This is a genomic window from Streptomyces natalensis ATCC 27448 (assembly GCF_000935125.1).
Taxonomy (GTDB): domain Bacteria; phylum Actinomycetota; class Actinomycetes; order Streptomycetales; family Streptomycetaceae; genus Streptomyces; species Streptomyces natalensis.
In genome coordinates, this window is the sequence record NZ_JRKI01000010.1 from 307,251 (window position 1) to 326,405 (window position 19,155).

General features: G+C 73.8%; 17 protein-coding genes. 10 read left to right on the top strand and 7 right to left on the bottom strand.

Annotated features, from left to right (window positions below; genetic code table 11):
• The first annotated feature begins 42 nt into the window (after nt 1-42).
• Together SNA_RS09720 and SNA_RS09725 are read left to right on the top strand one after the other, a co-directional pair.
• Nucleotides 43-363 (top strand): cupin domain-containing protein, encoded by a 321-nt coding sequence (locus SNA_RS09720; RefSeq protein WP_044364352.1) that lies wholly within the window; start codon nt 43-45, stop codon nt 361-363.
• A gap of 196 nt (nt 364-559) precedes the next feature.
• Nucleotides 560-949 carry a tetratricopeptide repeat protein gene (locus tag SNA_RS09725; protein WP_030069919.1) on the top strand — a complete coding sequence of 130 codons (390 nt, stop codon included), beginning with the start codon at nt 560-562 and terminating at the stop codon, nt 947-949.
• A 31-nt stretch (nt 950-980) separates the two neighbouring features.
• Here the strand turns inward: SNA_RS09725 and SNA_RS09730 are convergent, their stop codons facing one another.
• Both SNA_RS09730 and SNA_RS09735 read right to left on the bottom strand, forming a co-directional pair.
• Nucleotides 981-1,295 (bottom strand): DUF6343 family protein, encoded by a 315-nt coding sequence (locus tag SNA_RS09730; RefSeq protein WP_044364311.1) that lies wholly within the window; start codon nt 1,293-1,295, stop codon nt 981-983.
• Nucleotides 1,296-1,341: 46 nt separating this feature from the next.
• The gene (locus tag SNA_RS09735) at nt 1,342-2,970 is read right to left on the bottom strand and encodes a UvrD-helicase domain-containing protein (protein WP_078969792.1); all 1,629 of its coding nucleotides are present in this window, start codon (nt 2,968-2,970) and stop codon (nt 1,342-1,344) included.
• A gap of 350 nt (nt 2,971-3,320) precedes the next feature.
• On the opposite strand from SNA_RS09735, the gene SNA_RS09740 reads away from it, so the two are divergent.
• The 3 genes from SNA_RS09740 to SNA_RS44670 are packed head-to-tail and all read left to right on the top strand — an operon-like array spanning nt 3,321 to nt 9,615.
• A complete protein-coding gene (locus SNA_RS09740) occupies nt 3,321-6,104 on the top strand; it encodes a DEAD/DEAH box helicase (RefSeq protein ID WP_044364354.1) in 2,784 nt (927 codons plus the stop codon).
• Entirely contained in the window at nt 6,101-7,714 is a 1,614-nt protein-coding gene (locus SNA_RS09745; protein ID WP_078969793.1) for an SWIM zinc finger family protein, read from the top strand. The genes SNA_RS09740 and SNA_RS09745 overlap by 4 nt, the downstream gene beginning before the upstream one ends.
• Nucleotides 7,715-7,728: 14 nt before the next feature.
• On the top strand, nt 7,729-9,615 hold the full coding sequence (locus SNA_RS44670; protein ID WP_078969794.1) for a helicase-associated domain-containing protein: 1,887 nt from the start codon (nt 7,729-7,731) through the stop codon (nt 9,613-9,615).
• 44 nt (nt 9,616-9,659) lie between these two features.
• On the opposite strand, the gene SNA_RS09755 is transcribed toward SNA_RS44670, so the two are convergent.
• The gene (locus tag SNA_RS09755) at nt 9,660-10,736 is read right to left on the bottom strand and encodes an RNA ligase (ATP) (protein WP_030069875.1); all 1,077 of its coding nucleotides are present in this window, start codon (nt 10,734-10,736) and stop codon (nt 9,660-9,662) included.
• A 154-nt stretch (nt 10,737-10,890) separates the two neighbouring features.
• Nucleotides 10,891-12,264 (bottom strand): FAD-dependent monooxygenase, encoded by a 1,374-nt coding sequence (locus SNA_RS09760; protein ID WP_052808892.1) that lies wholly within the window; start codon nt 12,262-12,264, stop codon nt 10,891-10,893.
• Nucleotides 12,265-12,987: 723 nt separating this feature from the next.
• Between SNA_RS09760 and SNA_RS09765 the strand changes: the two genes are divergently transcribed.
• The 4 genes from SNA_RS09765 to SNA_RS09780 all read left to right on the top strand — a co-directional run bounded on the left by SNA_RS09765 (nt 12,988) and on the right by SNA_RS09780 (nt 16,002).
• On the top strand, nt 12,988-13,932 hold the full coding sequence (locus tag SNA_RS09765) for a quinone oxidoreductase family protein (protein WP_030069869.1): 945 nt from the start codon (nt 12,988-12,990) through the stop codon (nt 13,930-13,932).
• A 75-nt stretch (nt 13,933-14,007) separates the two neighbouring features.
• The gene (locus tag SNA_RS09770; protein ID WP_044364315.1) at nt 14,008-14,850 is read left to right on the top strand and encodes an IclR family transcriptional regulator domain-containing protein; all 843 of its coding nucleotides are present in this window, start codon (nt 14,008-14,010) and stop codon (nt 14,848-14,850) included.
• Nucleotides 14,851-14,890: 40 nt separating this feature from the next.
• On the top strand, nt 14,891-15,322 hold the full coding sequence (locus tag SNA_RS09775) for a hypothetical protein (protein WP_030069865.1): 432 nt from the start codon (nt 14,891-14,893) through the stop codon (nt 15,320-15,322).
• 41 nt (nt 15,323-15,363) lie between these two features.
• Nucleotides 15,364-16,002, top strand: coding sequence for a nucleoside/nucleotide kinase family protein (locus SNA_RS09780; RefSeq protein ID WP_044364317.1), 639 nt, complete (start codon nt 15,364-15,366; stop codon nt 16,000-16,002).
• 25 nt (nt 16,003-16,027) lie between these two features.
• Here the strand turns inward: SNA_RS09780 and SNA_RS09785 are convergent, their stop codons facing one another.
• Nucleotides 16,028-17,482, bottom strand: coding sequence for a WGR domain-containing protein (locus SNA_RS09785; RefSeq protein WP_241779586.1), 1,455 nt, complete (start codon nt 17,480-17,482; stop codon nt 16,028-16,030).
• Between the two features lie 141 nt (nt 17,483-17,623).
• Between SNA_RS09785 and SNA_RS09790 the strand changes: the two genes are divergently transcribed.
• On the top strand, nt 17,624-18,106 hold the full coding sequence (locus SNA_RS09790; protein WP_044364319.1) for a type II toxin-antitoxin system PemK/MazF family toxin: 483 nt from the start codon (nt 17,624-17,626) through the stop codon (nt 18,104-18,106).
• A 72-nt stretch (nt 18,107-18,178) separates the two neighbouring features.
• Here the strand turns inward: SNA_RS09790 and SNA_RS09795 are convergent, their stop codons facing one another.
• The gene (locus SNA_RS09795; RefSeq protein ID WP_044364320.1) at nt 18,179-18,721 is read right to left on the bottom strand and encodes a DUF1697 domain-containing protein; all 543 of its coding nucleotides are present in this window, start codon (nt 18,719-18,721) and stop codon (nt 18,179-18,181) included.
• 49 nt (nt 18,722-18,770) lie between these two features.
• On the bottom strand, nt 18,771-19,155 hold a 385-nt coding region (locus SNA_RS09800; protein WP_044364322.1), incomplete at its 5' end, for a methylated-DNA--[protein]-cysteine S-methyltransferase.

A 19,155-nucleotide genomic window follows, 5' to 3' on the forward strand; every position in this document is an offset into this window, starting at 1 on the left:
TCCGTGGCCGCGCCGGCGTCCTTCGCCGTGAACATCCCCGGCATGGCGGACGCGGATCTGGAGCCGGAGCCGCTGGACCCGGAACAGATCGTCTCCGGTGAGCCGGTGGTCACGGGCAAGGTGCTGTGGGAGTCCCCGGACGGCAAGCAGATCCGCGGCATCTGGCAGATCACGCCCGGCGTGGTGACCGACACCGAGGCCAATGAACTCTTCGTCGTCGTGAGCGGACGCGCCACCATCGAGGTCGAGGGCGGCTCGGTGCTTGAGGTGGGACCGGGCGACGCCTGCATCCTGCGCGAGGGCGACCGCACACGGTGGACCGTGCACGAGACGCTGCGCAAGGCGTACCACATCAGCCTGTAGCGGGCAGGGTTGCCTGCCTGCCTGCCTGCCTGCCTGCCTGCGAGCGGGCGGGCGGGCGAGCGCTTGGCGTACGGGCACGCGGGCATTCACCTCCTCGACGGGGAATGAGGCGACTGAGGCGGTTGTTCTGGGGCACGTGCATGCCGTACGGGTGGCCGCTTCGAGCCGCCCGTACGGCTACGGAGAGGAGACGGCCGTGCCCGAGCGCAGCCCCGAGACACATGTCATCGACTTCCGCGCCGCGGACCAGCTGCTGGCCGCCCGCGACCCCCGCGGCGCGATCCGGCTGCTGGATCCGGTCATCACCGCCCACCCGGAGAACACCGCGGCCCGCCTGCTGCGCGCCCGCGCGTTCTTCCTGGCGGCCCAACTGCGTTCGGCGGAGCTGGAGTTCCAGATCGTCCTGGAACGCGAGCCCGCCAACGCCTTCGCCCATTTCGCCCTGGCCCGCACCCTGGAACGTGCCGGCCGCCCCGACGAGGCCCTCCGCCACTTCCGCCTCGCGGCCGCCCTGGAACCCCGCCCGGACCTCCTCGAAGCGGCCCGCTTCGCGCCTGCCGACGGGGCCGAGGGCAGGGGCGAGTAGGCGCGGCGCCCGCGCTCCCCGGCAGGAGGACCTACGGTCTGGTGTGGCGCTGACGGCCGTTGGTGTTCCGGTGGTCGAAGACGTCGTTGCGGCCGTCGTCCGGTTCGTAGGGGGGTATGTCCTTGCCCGGCTGGTAGTGCGGTCCCTGGCGAATGTGGCGTATGACGATGACCAGATCCGTGGCGGCCACCAGCGCAAGGGCCGCGCAGGCCGCCGCCCATTCCGGGCGGCCTGCCGTGGCGAACGCGACGGCGCCCGCGATGGTCCACAGCAGCCCCCACAGCGCCAGCCCACAGCGGATCTTCAGCGGGCTGCGCGCCTGAAGCGGCTCATTTCCCGTACGCATCTGCGTCCCTCTCCTCGTTCCAGGATCCTCCTGATCGGTGGGCAGGTCACTGATTCGGGTCAGGAATCGGTTCGCCGGCCGGGCCGTGGACCGTGGGCGGGTGCTCGGACCGTGTCGGCCCGGTACTCGCTGTAGCGGCTGTGGCTGTGGCCGTGGCCGTGGCCGTCCAGGGGGAGGGGTCGCCCGCCGGGTGACTGTTGATCCAGGACAAGCCGCCGATGTCGAGCTGTGCGCGGGCGCGGGTCACCGCCACATACGCCAGGCGTGCCTCGTCGATGTCGATCGGGCCGGGCAGCGGGGTGCCGTGCTCGTCGCGCTCGTCGAGATCGTCGGGGCCGGTGAAATCGTCCGCGATGCGCACGCTCGCCCATTCCCGTCCCTTGGCGCGGTGCGCCGTGGACACCGTCACCTCGGCGGAGCCCTCCGGGGAGAGCCGGTCCAGGGCGCGCAGCAGGGCGGTCGTGCCGTGCTCGTCGACCAGCTCCACCAGCGGGAGCAGATCCCGCCCGGCCGGGTCGTACTCCGCGTATTCGCGCAGTTCCGACCAGGATTCGAAGAGCATCAGCTCGGGGTGCGTGGCCCGCCGTCCCTCATTGAGGTCGTGTGCGGCGCGCGCCAGTGCGCTCAGCGCCTCGCCGCCGCCCGCCAGGGCGACCCTGCGGTGCGTCTCCTGCTGCCGTATCACTTCGACCATCGCCCCGACATTCGACCGGCACAGGATCGCCTCCGGGGCGGGGACCACTCTCAACTCCGTCTCCCGCTGCGGTGATCCGGTGAGTCGGAGGGGCGCGCCGATGATCGACAGCCAGCGGTTGGCCTCTGTGGCGAGCGTCGGCCCGAAGCGGAAGGAACGGGAGAGGGTGAGCTGTTCGCCGTCGAAGCCGGTCATGACGTCGCGTGCCCCGCGCCAGCCGTAGATGGCCTGGGCGGAGTCGCCGACCAGCACCAGCTGGGCGTGGTCGCGCTGGGCCGAGAAGACCTGCTCGACCACGGGGTTGGTGTCCTGCGCCTCGTCCAGCAGCAGGAAGTCCGCGCGGATCACGGGCTCTTGCAGGGCCCACATCTTGAGGTAGTGGTCGTGTTCGAAGCGGACCACACCGCGGTCCCGGTGCTGAAGATCGGCCCAGGCCCGGCGTGCGTACGGCAGGACGAGGCCGGCGAGCTGATCGTGCAGGGCCTCCGCTTCGGCGCCGCGTAACGAGGGCACGTGATGGCGTGCGAGGCCGGTGTCGGCGGAGTGGCAGAAGCGGGTGACCGTGCGCAGGACCGTATAGGACAGGGCCTTGTTGGTGACGTTGCGTGCGCCGATGCGTACGGACATGCCCTCGTCGATGCCGAGGGCCGCGCCCGTTCGCCAGCCCGCCTGGCGCGGCGCGTTCATCCGCGCCTGGTAGTGCCGGCCGACCGCGGTGTACGCGAGGGAGTGGGCGGTGCCGCACGCGACGTCGGCGGGGAATTTTCTGGCGGCGTCGCGGGCGATGGCCTTGTTGAAGGCGATATAGCGGCCGAACCGGCTCTGGCGCCGAGCCGTGTGCGCGAGCATCGCGAGGGTGGTCGTCTTGCCCGTGCCGGCGCCGGCCTGCATCACGAGATGTGCCCCGGTGCGGAAGGTGTCGGTCGCGGCGGTCTGCTCGGGTGTGGGGGTGGGTGTGGGGGTGGGAGCGGTGGTGTGCATGAATGGCCTCCTCGCTGAGATCGGGCCGTCACTGAAAGTGACGATGTGACGGACTGTAGTGGGTTTGGGGGCGGCGCGGGGAAGTGTTTTTCTGCCTGTGGACAACTCGGGGGAAGGCGTCGTTGACCTGCGAGGGCAGTGGGCGGAGCAGGCGGCGGGCCGCATTGTCAGTGCCGTGTGTTTCCATCGGTTTTGCGGCGCGGCAGGCGCGGAGTGGTCAAGCGGCGGGACGAAAGGACGGCACGGTGAGGCGGTGGGAGACGGCGGGCGGCGGCGTCGGCGGCGCCGGGGCTGTGTTCGGCAGCTGTGCCGTGACCTTCCTCCCCGCCCGGCCGCCGCGTGCCGGGAAGATGGCCCTCTGGCGACCCGACGGCGGTTCGCTGCCCGCAGGGGACGGCGGGCCGGCCGGTGAGCCGACGGAGCTGACCGTTGCCCGGCGGCACGGCAACGGGGCCCGTGGCCGCGCGGTCCCCGCCGTGCTGCTTCCGCTGGCCGAGGCCGTGCCGCTGCTGGCCGGGGCCCGGCACGATCCGGGTGCGCATCCGGCCGCCGCCTGCTGGGGCGCGGCCACGCTGCACGCCCTGCATCTCGCCGCGCGAGGCAGGCTGCTGCCCGGTCTGACGGCCGACGACATCGACGCCTGGCGGGCCGGCCCCCTGGATCCCGCCGACATCGTGCATCTGCGGGCCATCGCCGCGGCCATGCCCGGTGAGGCGTACGCTGTCCCCGTCGCCGACAGCCGCCCGCTGCGGCTGCCCGACCCGATGGGGTTGCTGCGGCTCTTCGTGGACGCGGTGGCCGACACCCTGCCCCGTACGCCCGCCGCCGCGCTCGTGGCCGGCGCCCCGTTCGCGTCCGGTGCGCCGCAGTCGCTGCCCGGTGCCCGCGAGTGGGCCGCGGAGGTGGCGGCCGGTATCGACGCCGGCGTACGGCTCTCGCTGCGCCTCGATCTCCCCGCGCACAAGCTCTTCGACGGCGGGCCGGACGACGGCCGGGAAGCCGGGCCGGACGACGGCCAGGGGGAGGGGTACGGCGCCGGGGAGCGCAGCGCGGCGGCCGTGGTGCTCCAGGTGCACAGCCTGACCGACCCGACCCTGGTCGCCGACGCCCGCCACCTGTGGGAAGGCGAAGGACCCGACCACTTCGGGCCGCGGTCCCGCGTCGACACCCTGCTCGCGCTCCGGCGGGCGGCCCGCGTCTGGGAGCCGTTGGCCCGCCTCCTGGAGCGGCCGGTGCCCGACGTACTGCCGCTCGGCGAGGACGAGTTGAACGACCTCCTGGGCCCGTTCACGCCCAAACTGGCCGCCGCCGGGGTGGCCGTGCACTGGCCCAGGGAACTGGCGCGCGGGCTGACCGCCACGGCGGTGCTGCGCCCCGCACCGGGTTCAGCGGCGGACGGCTTCGGGTTCTTCGACACCGGGCAACTGCTCCAGTTCCGCTGGCAGCTGGCGATGGACGGCGAACCGCTGACCGAGGCCGAGATGGACGCCCTCGCCGAGGCCCACCGCCCCGTCGTCCGACTGCGCGACCAGTGGGTTCTGGTCGACCCCGCCCTCGTCCGCAAGGCCCGTAAACGCGAACTGGGCCAACTGGAACCGGCCGACGCGCTCGCCGCGACACTGGGCGGCACCGCCGAGGTCGACGGCGAGGAGGTGGAGGTGGTGCCCCTGGGGCCGCTCGCTGCGCTGCGCGCCCGCCTCACCGCTCCCGCCCGCGCCCTGCCCCAGCCACCGGGACTGCACGCCACCCTGCGCGACTACCAACTGCGCGGTGTGGCCTGGCTCGACAGCATGATGTCCCTCGGCCTCGGCGGCTGTCTCGCCGACGACATGGGCCTGGGCAAGACCGTCACCGTCATCGCGCTGCACCGGCACCGGCGGCCCGCCGCCCCGGTGCTCGTCGTCTGCCCGGCCTCCCTCCTGGGCAACTGGCAGCGCGAGATCGAGCGTTTCGCGCCCGGTACGCCCGTCCGCCGCTTCCACGGCACCGGCCGTTCCCTCGACGACCTGGCCGGCGGCTTCGTCCTGACCACCTACGGGACGATGCGCAGCAGCGCCGCCCAACTGGCCGCCCATGCGTGGGCATGGGTGGTCGCCGACGAGGCACAGCATGTGAAGAATCCGCGGTCCTCGACGGCCAAGGCGCTGCGCCGTATCAAGGCCCCGGCCCGGATCGCGCTGACCGGCACCCCGGTGGAGAACAACCTCTCCGAGCTGTGGGCCCTCCTGGACTGGACGACCCCGGGCCTCCTGGGCCCCCTCAAGACCTTCCGCGCGCTGCACGCCCGTGAGGTCGAGGGCGGGGAGGACCCGCAGGCGGCGCAGCGGCTGGCCAGACTGGTGCGGCCGTTCATCCTGCGCCGCAAGAAATCCGACCCGGGGATCGCACCGGAGCTGCCGCCCAAGACGGAGACGGACCACCCGGTGGCGCTCGGGCGCGAACAGGCCGCGCTGTACCAGGCCGTTGTCCATGAGGCGCTCGGCCGGATCGGCACGGCCGAGGGCATCGCGCGGCGCGGCCTGGTGATGAAGCTGCTCACGGCCCTCAAACAGATCTGCAACCACCCCGCGCAGTACCTCAAGGAGACCGCACCGGGCCTGGCGGCCCGCTCCGGGAAGCTGGAACTCCTCGACGAACTCCTGGACACCATCCTGGCCGAGGACGGCGCCACCCTGGTCTTCACCCAGTACGTGGGAATGGCCCGGCTCCTCGAAGCGCACCTCGCCCACCGTGGCATTCCCACCCAACTGCTGCACGGTGGAACGCCCGTCGCCGAGCGGGAGCGGATGGTCGATCGGTTCCAGTCCGGCCACGCCCCGGTCTTCCTGCTGTCCCTCAAGGCGGCGGGCACGGGCCTCAACCTCACCCGCGCCGGTCATGTGATCCACTACGACCGCTGGTGGAATCCGGCCGTGGAGGAGCAGGCCACCGACCGTGCCTACCGCATCGGCCAGACCCAGCCGGTCCAGGTGCACCGGCTGATCGCCGAGGGCACCGTCGAGGACAACATCGCCGAACTCCTCGCCGCCAAGCGGCAGCTCGCCGACGCGGTGCTCTCCGGGGGCGAGACCGCGCTCACCGAGCTGTCCGACGCCGAACTGGCCGATCTGGTCTCCCTGAGGAGGTCCGCATGAGCCCGAGATGGTCGGATGCGGCCGGGGAGGTCCGCAGGGAAGCCTCCGGTTTCCGGGGGCGGCCCGCGGCACGGGGGCGCGCCGCCGTGGCCGACCGGCAGACGCGCGCCGACCGTTCGCGCACGTTCCCGCCGCTGCCCGCCCGCGCCGAGGGCCCGTTCGCCGCATCCTGGTGGGGGAGTGCCTGGGTGGACGCGCTGGAGAGCACCGCGCTCGACGGCGCCCGGCTCGACCGCGGCCGGGCGTATGCGCGGGAGGGGCACGTCGACACCATCAACGTCACCCCGGGCCGCATCGTCGCCACCGTACGGGGCAGCAGACCCCGCCCCTACAGCGCGGAAATCCGCCTGCGGACCCTCTCCGGCCAGGAGTGGGACGACTTGCTCGGCGCCGTCGCCGCGGACCCCACCCAGCTGGCCGCGCTGCTGGCCAAAAAGCTGCCCAGCGCCCTGGCCGAAGGGGACGTGCGGCTGCTCCCCGGGCCGGGCGATCTCGTGCCCCGCTGCTCGTGCCCCGACCTCGGGCGGCCCTGCAAACACGCCGCCGCGCTGTGTTTCCAGGTCGCCCGCCTCCTGGACGCGGACCCGTTCGTCCTGCTGCTGATGCGCGGCCGCGGCGAACGGGAGCTGCTCGATGAGCTCTCCCGCCGTCATGCCACGCTTACGGCGCATACGGCGGCGGAGACGGCGACGCATACGGCGCCTACGGCGAGGCATACGGCGCGTACGGCGAGGCATACGGCCGACGGGAGCCGCGCCGCCCAAATGCCGGGCCCGGCCGCCGATTCCCCGGCTCCCGGCTCGCTGACCCGCGAAGCCCCGGTCCCCGATACGCCGTTGTCCGACGCCCCGTCCCCCGCAGCCTCCGCCCCCGGCGAGCCCGCCGGGGTCCTCGCCCGGGACGCCCTCGCCGACCGCCACCGGCCGCCGCTTCCGCCGCCCCTGGCGCTCCCCGAGCACCCCGGGCGGCCGCCGGCCCTCCCGGATGCCGACGGCCTTCCCGTCGATCCGGCCGCCCTGGAATTCCTGGCCGCCGACGCCGCGGCCCGCGCCCATGCCTTTCTGTCGTTCCCGGCCGCCCCACCCGCCCCGTCCGCCACCGGGAGCGCCGCTACCGGAAGTGCCTCCGCACCCGCCGCCCCCGGGGGCGAACGGCCGCCCGTGCGCAGCCCGTTCCCGCAGCTCCCTGTATGGCAGGACGCCGTCCGCCTTGCCGCCACCGCCCATCCCACCGCCGGCCTGACCTCGGCCACGCGCGCCCTCTACCGCGACCTGGCCGCCGCAACCGGCCGCACCTCCACCGAGGTGGCCCGTTCGGTGGCCGCCTGGCGGCAGGGCGGCCCCGAGGGCCTCGCCCTCCTCGACACCACCTGGAACCCCCCGGCCGGCGACTTCGACCGCGCCCGCAGCGCCCTGATCGCCGCGGACCTCCCTTCCCTGCGCCCGCGCCACAACCACCTCACCGACCCCCTGCGCCGCATCCAGCTGCGCTACGGCCGCGACCACCGCTGGTACCCGTACGAATCCGAGCCCGGCGCCGAGGACTGGTGGCCCACCGGGCCCGCGGACCCCGACCCGGTGGGCGCCCTGACCACCCTGCTCGCGCGATGACTAACCTCGGCACCGTGGAAGGTCTCGACACACTCACCCGATCCCTCGCCCGGCGCACCCCCGAGCAGCTCGCCGTACTCCTCACCCGCCACGGCGAGCCGCTCGCCCGCCGCCCTGCCCCCACCCAACTGCGCGAACTGGCAAGCGCGTTGTGGTCGTACGAGGTCCTCCACCAGCTCGTGATCCACCTCGACCACCCCCGGTTGCAGGTGCTCGCCACCACCGCCCGCCTCAGCCAGGAGCGCGCCGCACGCGCCGCCCCGGGGCCCGCCGCCCCCGCACCGGGCGCCGATTACCAGTCCCTGATGGCGCACCGGCTGTCCTTCGCCCACCTGGCGAGCGAACCGGTCCCGCCCGAGGAGGTGTACGCCGCGCTCGGTGCCACCGCCGCACCGGCGCGGACGGCCGCCGAGAGCGCGCTGCACGCCCTGTACGACGACGGCCTGGCCGCGCGGGCGGAGGACGGCGCGATCGTGGTCCCGCCGCGCACCCCGCAGCTCCTGGCCGCCCACGACCTCGGCTCCTTCGTCGCGCACGCCCCACGGCCGGCCCCGCAGACCGCGCCCGCCCCCGCCGGGCGGACGCCCACCGACGCGTCCCTGCTCGACGAAGCGCGGACCGCCACCGCCACCCTCGCCGCCACCCTGGAACGCCTGCTGGCCTCTCTGGCGGCGCAGCCCGCGGCGCTGCGCAAGTCCGGCGGGCTGACGATCCGTGAGATCAAACGGCTGGCCAAGGCGGCCGGCGCCACCGAACCGTTCACCCGGCTCCTGCTCGATCTCGCCCTCGCCGCCGACCTGATCGCCCTGACCCGCACCTCGTCCGGCATCACCGCGCTGCCCACCGGCGCCTACGACGACTGGCTCACCCGCCCGCCCCGTGAGCGCCTCGCGCCCGTACTTGCCGCCTGGTCCGCCCTGTGGGACGTCCCCACCCACACCCCCTTCGGCCAGACCCCCACCGCGCTCGTACGGGGCCACGACCGGCATGCCCCGGCGCTGCGGCACGCCCTCCTGGCCACGCTGGCCACCGTCCCGCTCGGCACCGGGGCGCCCCTGCCGCCCCTGTCCTCCCCCGACGACAAGCCGCTGGCCGACCTCCTCGCCGCCGCGGACTGGCACCGCCCCCTGGCCGTCACCGCACAGCCGCCGGCCGAGGAGCGCGCCGCCCACACCCTGCACGAAGCCGCCTGGCTCGGCCTCCTCGCCCACGGCACCCTCACCCCGCTGGGCCGGGCCCTCCTCGCCGATCCGCGCGACCTGGACGCGCCCCTACGGGATCTGCTGCCGCCGCTCGTCGAACAGGCCCATTTCCAGGGCGATCTGACCGCCGTCGTCCCTGGACGCCCCGCCGCCGCCCTCGATGCGCTCCTCGCCGCCGCGGCCGACCGGGAGTCCGAAGGCCACGCCGTCACCTGGCGATTCACCCCCGCCTCCGTACGGCGCGCCCTGGACACCGGCCACAGCGCCGACACCCTCCTCGACGGGCTCACCGCCGTCTCGGTCTTCGGCGGCCTGCCGCAGCCGCTGGACTACCTCATCCGGGACACCGCCCGCAGCCACGGCCGGATGCGGGTCCTGCCCGCCGCCTGCTGCATCCGCTCCGACGACGAAACCCTCGTACGGGAGCTGGCCGCCCACCACGCCCTGCGCACCCTCGGGCTGCGGGCCGTCGCCCCGACCGTCCTGGTCAGCGGCCGGCCGCCGGCCGCCACCCTGGAGGCGCTGCGCGCGGCGGGGTACGCCCCCGCCCTGGAGTCCGACACCGGCGCGACGACGGTCGAGCGGCCGCCCACGCACCGGACCAAGGCCCCGGTGCCGGCCCGGGACCCCGGCGCCCCGCTGGCGCTCGCGCAGCGCCTCCTGGAGCGGGCGGGCCGACCGACGGTCCGGACCGGCTGACCGACGCCCGGACGGCGGCTGACCGACGGGCAACAGTCGGGCGGCTACTCGTACTCCGTACCGCCCTTTCGGGTCAGATACGCGCCGCTGACCACCTTGGCGACGGCCCGGCCGCCGACCACCGGGCTGTAGCGCTCGCCCAGCGGACGGACCACCACGCCCTCCCGGAGGTGCACCCCGCGCCCGGAGACCGTCTCGCGCCCGTCGGCCAGTCCCATCACCTGCCGCGCGTCGTACGGGCCGGTGAACAGCGTCGGCACCAGCGCCAGCCGCCCCTCCACCGCCGTGGCCAGCTCCTGCGGGGCCAGCCAGCGCACCTGCCCGCCGGCCTCCACCGCGACGTCGAACGCGGCATACGCGGGATCGCCGCGGCGGCCGTCCGCGCCGTACCCCAGATCCTGGACGCCGTCGCCGTACACCTCGCCGAAGACGCCGATCCGCGAAGCCCCCAGCTCCGCGGCGAGCTCCGCCGCGACCTCGGCCACCCCATGGGCGCGCACCGCCCGCCAGTACAGGTTCTTCGGGTCCTCCACCAGGGCCAGCCGCTGCGCGCCCAGCCCCTTGGACGTCACCTGGACGCGGCCGGAGGAGGCGCTGTAGGTCAGACAGCAGGCAGTGCCGTGCACCTTCTCCGTGACCGCCACCGGCTCGCCCTCGGCGAACACTTCCGGATAGCGCTTGAGATGCTCGATGTCGATCCACGGCAGCAGATCGGGCGCCGGCTCGACCTCACCGCTCATCGACACCGGCACCGGCGGCACCCACTTCACGATCCCGAGGTCCGCAGCGAAGTCCGTGCCCTCCTCGGCCGCCCGCGCCAGATCCGTGTCCTCCAGCGCCCGCGGTCGGCAGACGATGCCCTGTGACAGCTCGCCGCGCAGCCGGATCGCCTTGACCCGGTTGGCCGCGCTGCCCGCCAGCTTGCCGGTCAGCCCCAGCTCGGAGACCAACTCCTGGGGGAGGACGGCCTGCTCGGGGATGTACAGGGCGACGTCGCCGGTGCGGAACGCCCCCTTGGCGACGACGGCGCGGTAGAGCCCGACCTGGGCCAGTTCCAGCGCATCGGCGTTCGGATGGTCATGAATCGTCAGGTGCTCCACCGTGACGCGCAGCGTCGACATGCCCCGTCCCCGTTTCCCCAGTGGCACGGCAGATGCACACCGGTCGTCCGCGCCGCCCGTGCAGCGCCCCACCACTGTGATCCACCGAGCGGGCACCGGGCGAACGGATTTTCCCCGCCGGCGGGTGTGGCCCTGGGAAGGGGCGCAGCGGTGGTCAGTGATCGGCAGGTTTGCGCCGGGCGGCCGCCGCCGCCGGTACGGGCACCGAGGCGGACGGCCGCGTGAAGCGGGCGGCGGGCTTGACCACATCGACATAGGCGCGGCAGACCGGCGAGCGGCCGAGCGCGGTGCCCAGTACGCCGTTGACGGCCCCGCGGACGAACCGGCCGGCCGCCGAGGGCCGGGCTCCGGCGGCCGCGGGCAGCGGCCGTCCGGTGGCATCGGTCCAGGGTGCCTGGGCGATGCGCGCGAGGGACTGCTGCACCGTACGGGCGAGCCCCGGATCGTCCAGCCCGCGCCGGCGCAGCGCCTGACGCAGCGCAAGGGCGCTGTGCGCGGCGATGGACAGGCCCTGGCCGTAATCGGGGGCGAACGCGGCCACCGCGCCGCCCAGGGCGACGAATCCGGTGGGCCAGGGCCGCAGTTGTTCGAAGCGCCGAAGCCGGCTGGCGGTGTCGCGGGCCAGATGGACCTCGCTCAGCGGCTCGGCGTCGGCTATCAGGTCGCCGATGACGCACTGGGGTATGCGGCGCGCGAACGGCACGAAGCGGTCGGCGTGTTCGCCGGGGCGGTCGGCCCCGGCGCCGGTGAGGGTGACCAGCCAGCGGCCGCCTTCGATGGGCACCAGCGTCGCCGTCCGACCGGGGCCCGCATGCTCCTCGGGGACCGAACGGGCGGTGATCACCGGGCAGTTCGGGGCGCCGGGCGGGGCGCGGAAGATCCTGGTGGCGCTGACGATGCCCGGGTCGGTCCGCTCCTCGGCGACGGCGGGCAGACCCAGCTGCACGAGCCGGTCGGGCGTGGTGGAGTGCCGGCCGGTGGCGTCGACGACGAGGTCCGCGTCCAGGCGGCGGACCCTGCCGGTGACGGTGTCCCGTATGCGCACCCCGGTGACGTGCTCCGCCGTGCCGGTCAGCCCCTCGGCCTCCGTCGCGTCCAGTACGCCGACCCCGTCGAGGGCCGGCACCTGCTCGCGGACGACCCGGTCGAGCAGATCGCGCGAGCAGGCGATCACACACTGCGCGGGACGGCGCACCGACCAGCCCTGCGGGGCGGCCCCCGATGCCCCGGACGGCAGCGGCAGGGCGCGCGCCCCCTCCGCCAGCCACCGCTCGCTCACCCCGGGCAGCAGCGACTCCACCGCGCGGGCGCCGTCCGCCGACAGCAGATGGGCGTGCCGGGCCTGTGGCAGGTCCGTGGGCAGGGCGGGGGTGCGCGGCAGTCGTTCCCGTTCGACGACGATGACCTCGGCGTACCCGGACAGCGCCGCGGCGGCGAGCATCCCCGTGAAACCTCCGCCCAGCACGACGGCGAGAAACGGGTGGGTGAACTGGAGCCCGGAAGGGCCCGTACTGCGCGACGCGTTCATGGGCAATGCCTTTCTCGGCGGGAGCGCGCGGTGTCCCCGGGGTAGCGGGTCGCCTCCAGAAAGGGCGGTGCCGCATTCATACGGGAGTGCCGGCGCGCGGCGGCGATGACGGCGTCCGTGGCGGCCGTGAGCGATGCCGTCAACGAGGCGGGCAGGGAAACCGAGGCGGACCGCAGAACGCGCACCGCTGTGGTCAGGAGCGGCTGAACTCGTTGAGGGTCCCGGCAGGCCGGCGCGGACGCCGGCCTGCCGCCCCCCGATTTCCCCATCATGATTCCCCCTCAGGCCGTGCCCGCCCCACCGCACACCGGGCCACACCCTCGGCCACCCGCCCGTATCACCGGGTGGGACGGACCGGCGCAACTGCCTCGCATACTGCGTGCGGTCCCAGGGGGCACGGCCGTCACATCCGGTCGACGACGGGCACAGTTCCGGATCGTAGGCGGCGTGGATCACTTCCGGTAGCCGGAATACGACGAGGGACGCGTAGGAGCCACCCCGGGGATACTGCCGGGTAGACCCCCACCAAAGCGGCGCAATCGACAGAAAGCGGATCATTGCTTTCTCGCGTCGTGAGAAAGCCGTCGGATATGCGTCGCCCACAGCGGAAAGTTGGCGCATCACAGGCCGCATGGTTGGCGCGAAATGATCGGGTGGCCCCGGATTGTCGGGCGCCGTGCCTACCCTGTGCGGGCACCGCACCGAAGAATCCGAGGGAGAGTCGTGCGCGCGATCGTGATGCGAGAATTCGGCGGCCCGGACGTCCTGCGGCTGGAGGACGTGCCCGAGCCCGCACCCCGCGCCGGGCACACGGCGGTCGATGTGACCCTGGCGGGCGTCAACTTCGCGGATATGCACGTACGCGACGACTCCTACCTCGCGCCCGTCGAACTGCCCTATATCCCCGGCAACGAAGTTGTCGGCACCGTCGACGGTGGCCGCCGCGTCGTCGGCCTGACCCGGGGCGGCGGCTACGCCCAACGGGCGCTGCTGCACCGCCGGGTCACCTGGGACGTGCCCGACGCCATCACCGACGAACAGGCCGTCGCGCTCGCCCTCCAGGGCAACAGCGCCTGGCATCTGCTGTTCACCTCGCTGCGCATCACCGAGGGCGAGAGCCTCGTCGTCCCGGCCGCCGCCGGGGGCGTGGGCTCGCTCGCCGTCCAGCTCGCCGCGCACGCCGGCGCCAGGGTCATCGCCCTGGCCGGCTCCGAGGAAAAGCGCAAACTGGCGACGGAACTGGGCGCCCACGCCGCGGTGGACTCCACCGCGGAGGACCTGACGGAGCGCATCGTGGACGCGGCGGGCGGACCCGTGCAGGCGGCGCTGGAGATGACCGGCGGTGCCACCTTCGCCCGGACCCTCGCCGCCGTCGCCCCGCGCGGCCGGCTGGCGGTGTACGGCTTCGCGGGCGGCGAGCTGGCGAACGTGTCGACCCGGGAGCTGATGGAGCGGTCCCTCACGCTCTCCGGCTTCTGGCTGCCGCAGCTGTACGCCGACCGCGGGGCCCTGCCGGAGTCCATGCGGGCACTGTTCGAGGCCGTGGCCGACGGATGGCTCACACCGCTGACCGGCGCCACCTACGCTCTTGGTGAGGCGGCGCGGGCCCATCACGATCTGGCCGCCCGCACCCCGACCGGGAAGCTCGCCCTGGACGTCGCCCGCTAGCCGGCGCTGCACGGCGGGCACCGCACCAACCGCGCGCCAGGCTGCGCGGATCACTGCCAGGGGAGAGAGCACACGATGGGCAACAGCACCACAGCGTCGGGAGCCTCCACGGCGACGCCGCGGGCGTCGGGATCCGGCCATGCCGAGCGGGTCTTCCTCGTCCAGACCGCCTTCGCCGACCTCGGCGGATACGCCCACGGGCCCGGGGAGATCGCCGACTTCACCGGCCTGGACGACTCCGTCGTCTACCGCATCCTGCAGTCCGGCATCTACCAGCGCATCTTCGAACGCGTCGACCGCGGCCTGTACCGGCTGCGGACCTCGGCCGCCCAGCTCGCCTTCACCGCGCTCGACCACCGCCTCGACGGCGATATCACCCAGACCGTGCTGCGCCGGCTGCGCGAGGCCACCGACGGCGGGCTGGCGTTCCTCTACATGGTCGCGCCGTTCTCCGGCGCGCAGCGCCAGTGCGTCGACATGGCCGTCGGCGACTCGGACCTCGCCGAACTGGGCATGACCCCGCGCGATGTGCTGTCGGTGACCCGCTCGCTGCGCACCGGCGCCTCCGGCCGCACCATCCTCGCCTACCTGCCGCCGGTCCTCCAGCAGCGGGTCCTGGCCGAGCCCGTGCCCGACCAGGCGGGACCCGGCGTCTACCGGGACAACGACGCGCTGCTGACGTCCCTGGGGGAGGTCCGCGACCTCGGCCACGCCCTCGGGTTCGAGGAGTGCATGGCCGGCTGGAACTCCTGCGCGGCCCCGATCATGTGGGACGGCGCCATCATGGGCTCCGCGCTGCTCCTCAAGCCCAGGACCGTGATGCCGCAGCCGCCGCAGAGCGTCATCGACGCGACGAAGGAGGCGGCGGCCGAACTCAGCCGCCACGGAGCCGCCCGCCCGGCCTCGGACCAGACCTGAGCCCCGGCGACACTGGTGTAACGACACACAAGGGGGTCCGATGGACGCGGAGTTGGTGACGCTCGCCACCGCGGGAGCGACCACGCTGGTGCAGCAGATGACGACGCAGGGCTGGGAGACCGTACGCCGCAGGGTGGCGGCGCTCCTCGCCCGGCGCCGGGGCGGAGCGGACGAGGAGGCGGCCGAGCGGGAGCTGGAGGACTGGCGGGCCGATCTCATGGCCGCGCTGGAGGAGGGCGACGAGGCCACCAGGGCGGATGCCACCGCGCACTGGCGGCACCAGCTGCGCCGCCTGCTGCGCGACGACCCGGAGGCGGCGGCCGAACTGCGTGCCCTGCTGGGGGAGTTGCCCGCGGTCGAGGTACGCAACTCCATCAGCGGCGGTGTCCAGTACGGCACGGTGATCCAGACCGGCACCATCTCCGGCGGACTCACCCTCGGCGGCTCCCCCGACCGCCCGGGGCCGCGCTGACCCGGCGGGGCCCCTCCCGGGCGGCCGGGCACAATGGCCGGGTGCGGCTCGAAGCGATCACCTGGGACCGGCTGACCGACGCCCTCGCCGGGCACATCGCCGCGATGACGGCGGCGGACGGGAGCCCCTGGCTGCGGATCGCGGTCGACGGGGCCCCCGCCGCGGCGCCCGGCGAACCGGCCGGACGGCTCGCCGAGGCGCTGCGGATCAGGGGGCGGGCGGTGCACAAGGCCGGCGCCTTCGGCTTTCTGCGCCCCGCCTCGCTGCGGCTGGAGTACGGCCGCGAGGACCCCGACGCCTTCCACGACGAGTGGTTCGACCGGCGCGCCCTGTGGCGCGAGGTGTTCGCACCGCTGGAGCCGGCCGGCACCGGACGGGTCCTGCCGGACCTGTGGGACCCCGTCGCGGACCGCGCCACCCGCAGCCGATACGTGGAACTGCCGCCCGGCGGCGTGCTGGTGCTGCACGGCCCCTTGCTGCTCGGTCATGGTTTCCCCTTCGACTTCTCGGTCCACCTGAAGCTGTCGCCCGCCGCGCTGGCCCGCCGTACACCGCCGGACCGGCGCTGGACGCTGCCCGCCTTCGCGCGCTACGAGGACGAGACCCGGCCCGAGGAGGCCGCGGACGTCGTCGTACGGGCCGATGACCCCCGCCGCCCCGCCTGGTCCGGACTGCGCTGAGCACCCCCGGGACCGGCCCCGGGCGTCAGACCAGCTGCCGGATCTCGCCCCGGACGCGGTAGAACCCGCCCGCGGACGCCGACAGGTCCTCGACGACATACCGCGCCCCGGGACGGCGTATCTGACGGGGGAACTGGACGTTCCAGGACGGCTCATAGCCCTCGGAGACCACATGGACCCGCAGCCGGCCGCTCTCCTGGACACACTCCACGACGATCCCGGAGGCAGCCGCGGAACTCACCGTCTGCACCGTGGCCGACGGGGTGTACGTCGGCAGCGCGGCGGCCGACTTGACGTCCCGGGCGACGGGGACCGTACCCGAGCGGGCGGCGGCGATCGCCGCATCGCTCGCATCCACGCACACCAGGGAGCCGTCCGTGGTCACCATGTACAGCTTCTCGTCCAGATACTGCATGGACAGCGCCGAACCGCCGCCCGTGCCCAGCTTCCACAGCCGGGTGCCGTCCGCGGCGAAGCAGTACACCGAGGACGCCGAGTCCCCCGCGAAGACATGGCGGCCGTCAAGGGCGGTGGCGCAGGAGTAGACGACCGAGTCGCAGGCGTAAGTGGCCTCCACAGCGCCGCTGTCCTTCGCCAGCCGCTGGACGACGCGCTTGTCCGTACCGGCGTACACCGCACGGTCCTCCTGCCAGCCGAACAGCACCGCCCCCCTGGTCGGGGTGTGCCACAGCTCGCCGCTGCCGTCGGCGCGGTAGGCGGTCACCCCGAGGCGGTGGCCGTGGTACACGGCGTGCTCGTCGCGCCGCACCATCCAGGCGTGCTCGCCCCCGCTGCGCCGCGACCACTGGTACTCGTCCTCGTGGTCGATGACCGTCAGCCCGCCCCCGCGGTCGGAGACGTTGAGGATGCCCTCGCGGATGTCCAGCCAGAAGATGTCGACGTCGGGTGCGATGTCATAGGCGGCGAACGGCAGCTTCGAGGACAGGTCGTAGACCGTGCCGTCGTCACAGCCCGCGTAGATCCAGAAGTCGTCCGCCACCAGGCACTTGACGCCCTCGGGCAGCTGATAGCGGGCCAGTACCTCGCCGTCGTGGCCGAGGGTGAAGACATCGCCGTTCTGGTTGCCCACCCAGCAGCGGTCCTCGGCGATATGGATCCCGAACGCCGAGGCGCCCGTACGGAAGCGCCACAGCACCGGCGCGACCGCAGGCGCCGTGGACGGCGCCGAAGTGACCTGACGGTGCGTCACCGGCCGGGCGGCACGCTGCCCCTGGACGGCCGGAGCATAGCCCTTGCGCACCTTCTCACCGATCTTCCGGGCGGCCGCGGCCTGCGCCTTCTCCCGCGTCGGAAAGGACGACGTCTGCCGCTGTCCGGCCGCGCCGATCCGCCCGTACCGAACCGAGACGACGGTGTCCGATACCGTCACCTCGTAGAACTTGTGGGCACCGCCGCCGTCTTGGGACAGTTCCAGATAGGTCGTGATGTCGGACGCGGCCTGCGTCATGGTCTCGGACATGGCGAACTCCCCTCCCCGGGCCGGTCCCAGCGACCGTTCCCCCGCTGCTGAAAACCGTAGAACCCACCACTGACAATCGACCGCCACACGCCCGCCGGGGCCGCCGCACACCCCGCTGACGAGGGCGGATAGCGTGACGCCATGACCACGTCATCCGCATCCTCCACGCCCTCCGCCGCCTCCTCCTCCGACGACTCCGCGCTGCCCGGCCGCCACGGGCCCACCGCGACCGTGGAGGCCCACCCCCGCTCCGTCGGCACCGTCCGGATGTCCTACGCACCGGACCACGACGGCGACCCGGACCCCGGCGAGATCGTGTGGACCTGGGCGCCGTACGAGGAGAACGACGGCCGCGGCAAGGACCGGCCCGTCCTCGTCGTCGCCCGCGAGAGCGCCGGCACCCTCCTGGCCGTGCAGCTGTCCAGCAAGCGGCATGCCGACGACTACGACTGGGTCGCCATCGGCGTCGGCCCGTGGGACCGCGCCGGGCGCGACTCCTGGGTCGCGGTGGACCGCGTACTGCGGGTGCACCCGGAGGGCATGCGACGCGAGGCGTGCGCGCTGGACCGCGGCCGCTTCAACCTCGTCGTCAACCGGCTGCGCGAGCGCTACGGCTGGCGCTGACGGCCCTCCCGTCGCCCGCCACCGCCCTTCCCTGGAAGCGCTGCGCGCTGCCCCCTCGGTGCGGCGCGGCCGTCAGGCGTCCGCCAGGGCCAGCAGCTTGGTGACGGTGTTCCAGTTCCGTGCGGTCGCCGTCACACCGAGCCGGGCGCGGCCGACCGCATCGGCGAGCTTGGAGCGGCCGATGCCGTTCGGGCACCACAGATACAGTTCGCGCCCGGCCAGCTGGAAGCGGTCGGGCGCGAAGGCGCCCTGGTCGAGCGCGTCCAGCGCGGAGGTGTCATCCGGCACCGCCGACAGAAACGTCAGGTGCAGGGTCTTGGGCTCCGCCGCGGCCTGCGGAAACGGATTGGCGGCCACGGCGGCGGCCAGCTCGTCCCGGGTGCGCACCATGACCGGCACCGTCAGCCCCAGATCGGCGGCTATCCGCTCATGGAGCAGCCGGGCCGTCTCCTCCGGCGGCGTTCCCGGGTCGGCGAAGACGAGGTTGCCGGTCTGGAGCAGTACGGAGACGTCCTTCAGGCCCAGGGGCTCGGCGAGCGCCAGCTGCTGCGCCTTGGGGAAGGAGTTGTGACCGCCGACGTTGATACCGCGCAGCAGAGCGATCTGACGGGACATGGTGCGAGCCCTTCGGAGAAACCGGACGACGGCGGGGACGGGGACAGGGTCAGAACAGCGGCGCGGGCAGCACGCCCTCCAGGGCCAGCAGCAGCCGTTTGGTCTCCAGACCGCCGCCGAAGCCCCCGATACCGCCGTCACTGGCGACGACCCGATGACAGGGCACGACGACCGGCAGCGGATTGGATCCCATCGCCGCGCCCACCGCACGGGCGGCGCCCGGCTCCCCGACCCGGTCGGCGAGGTCCTGATAGCCGACAACGCTGCCGTAGGGAACCCCGTCGGCCAGGGCTTGCAGCACCCGGGAGTTGAAGCCGGAGGTCAGCGACCAGTCCAGCGGGACCGTGAAGGACCGCAGCTCCCCGGCGAAATAGGCGGCGAGCTCGGCGGTGGCCGCCGCCAGATGGGGTATCTCCGGGAGCGGCGGGCCCCCC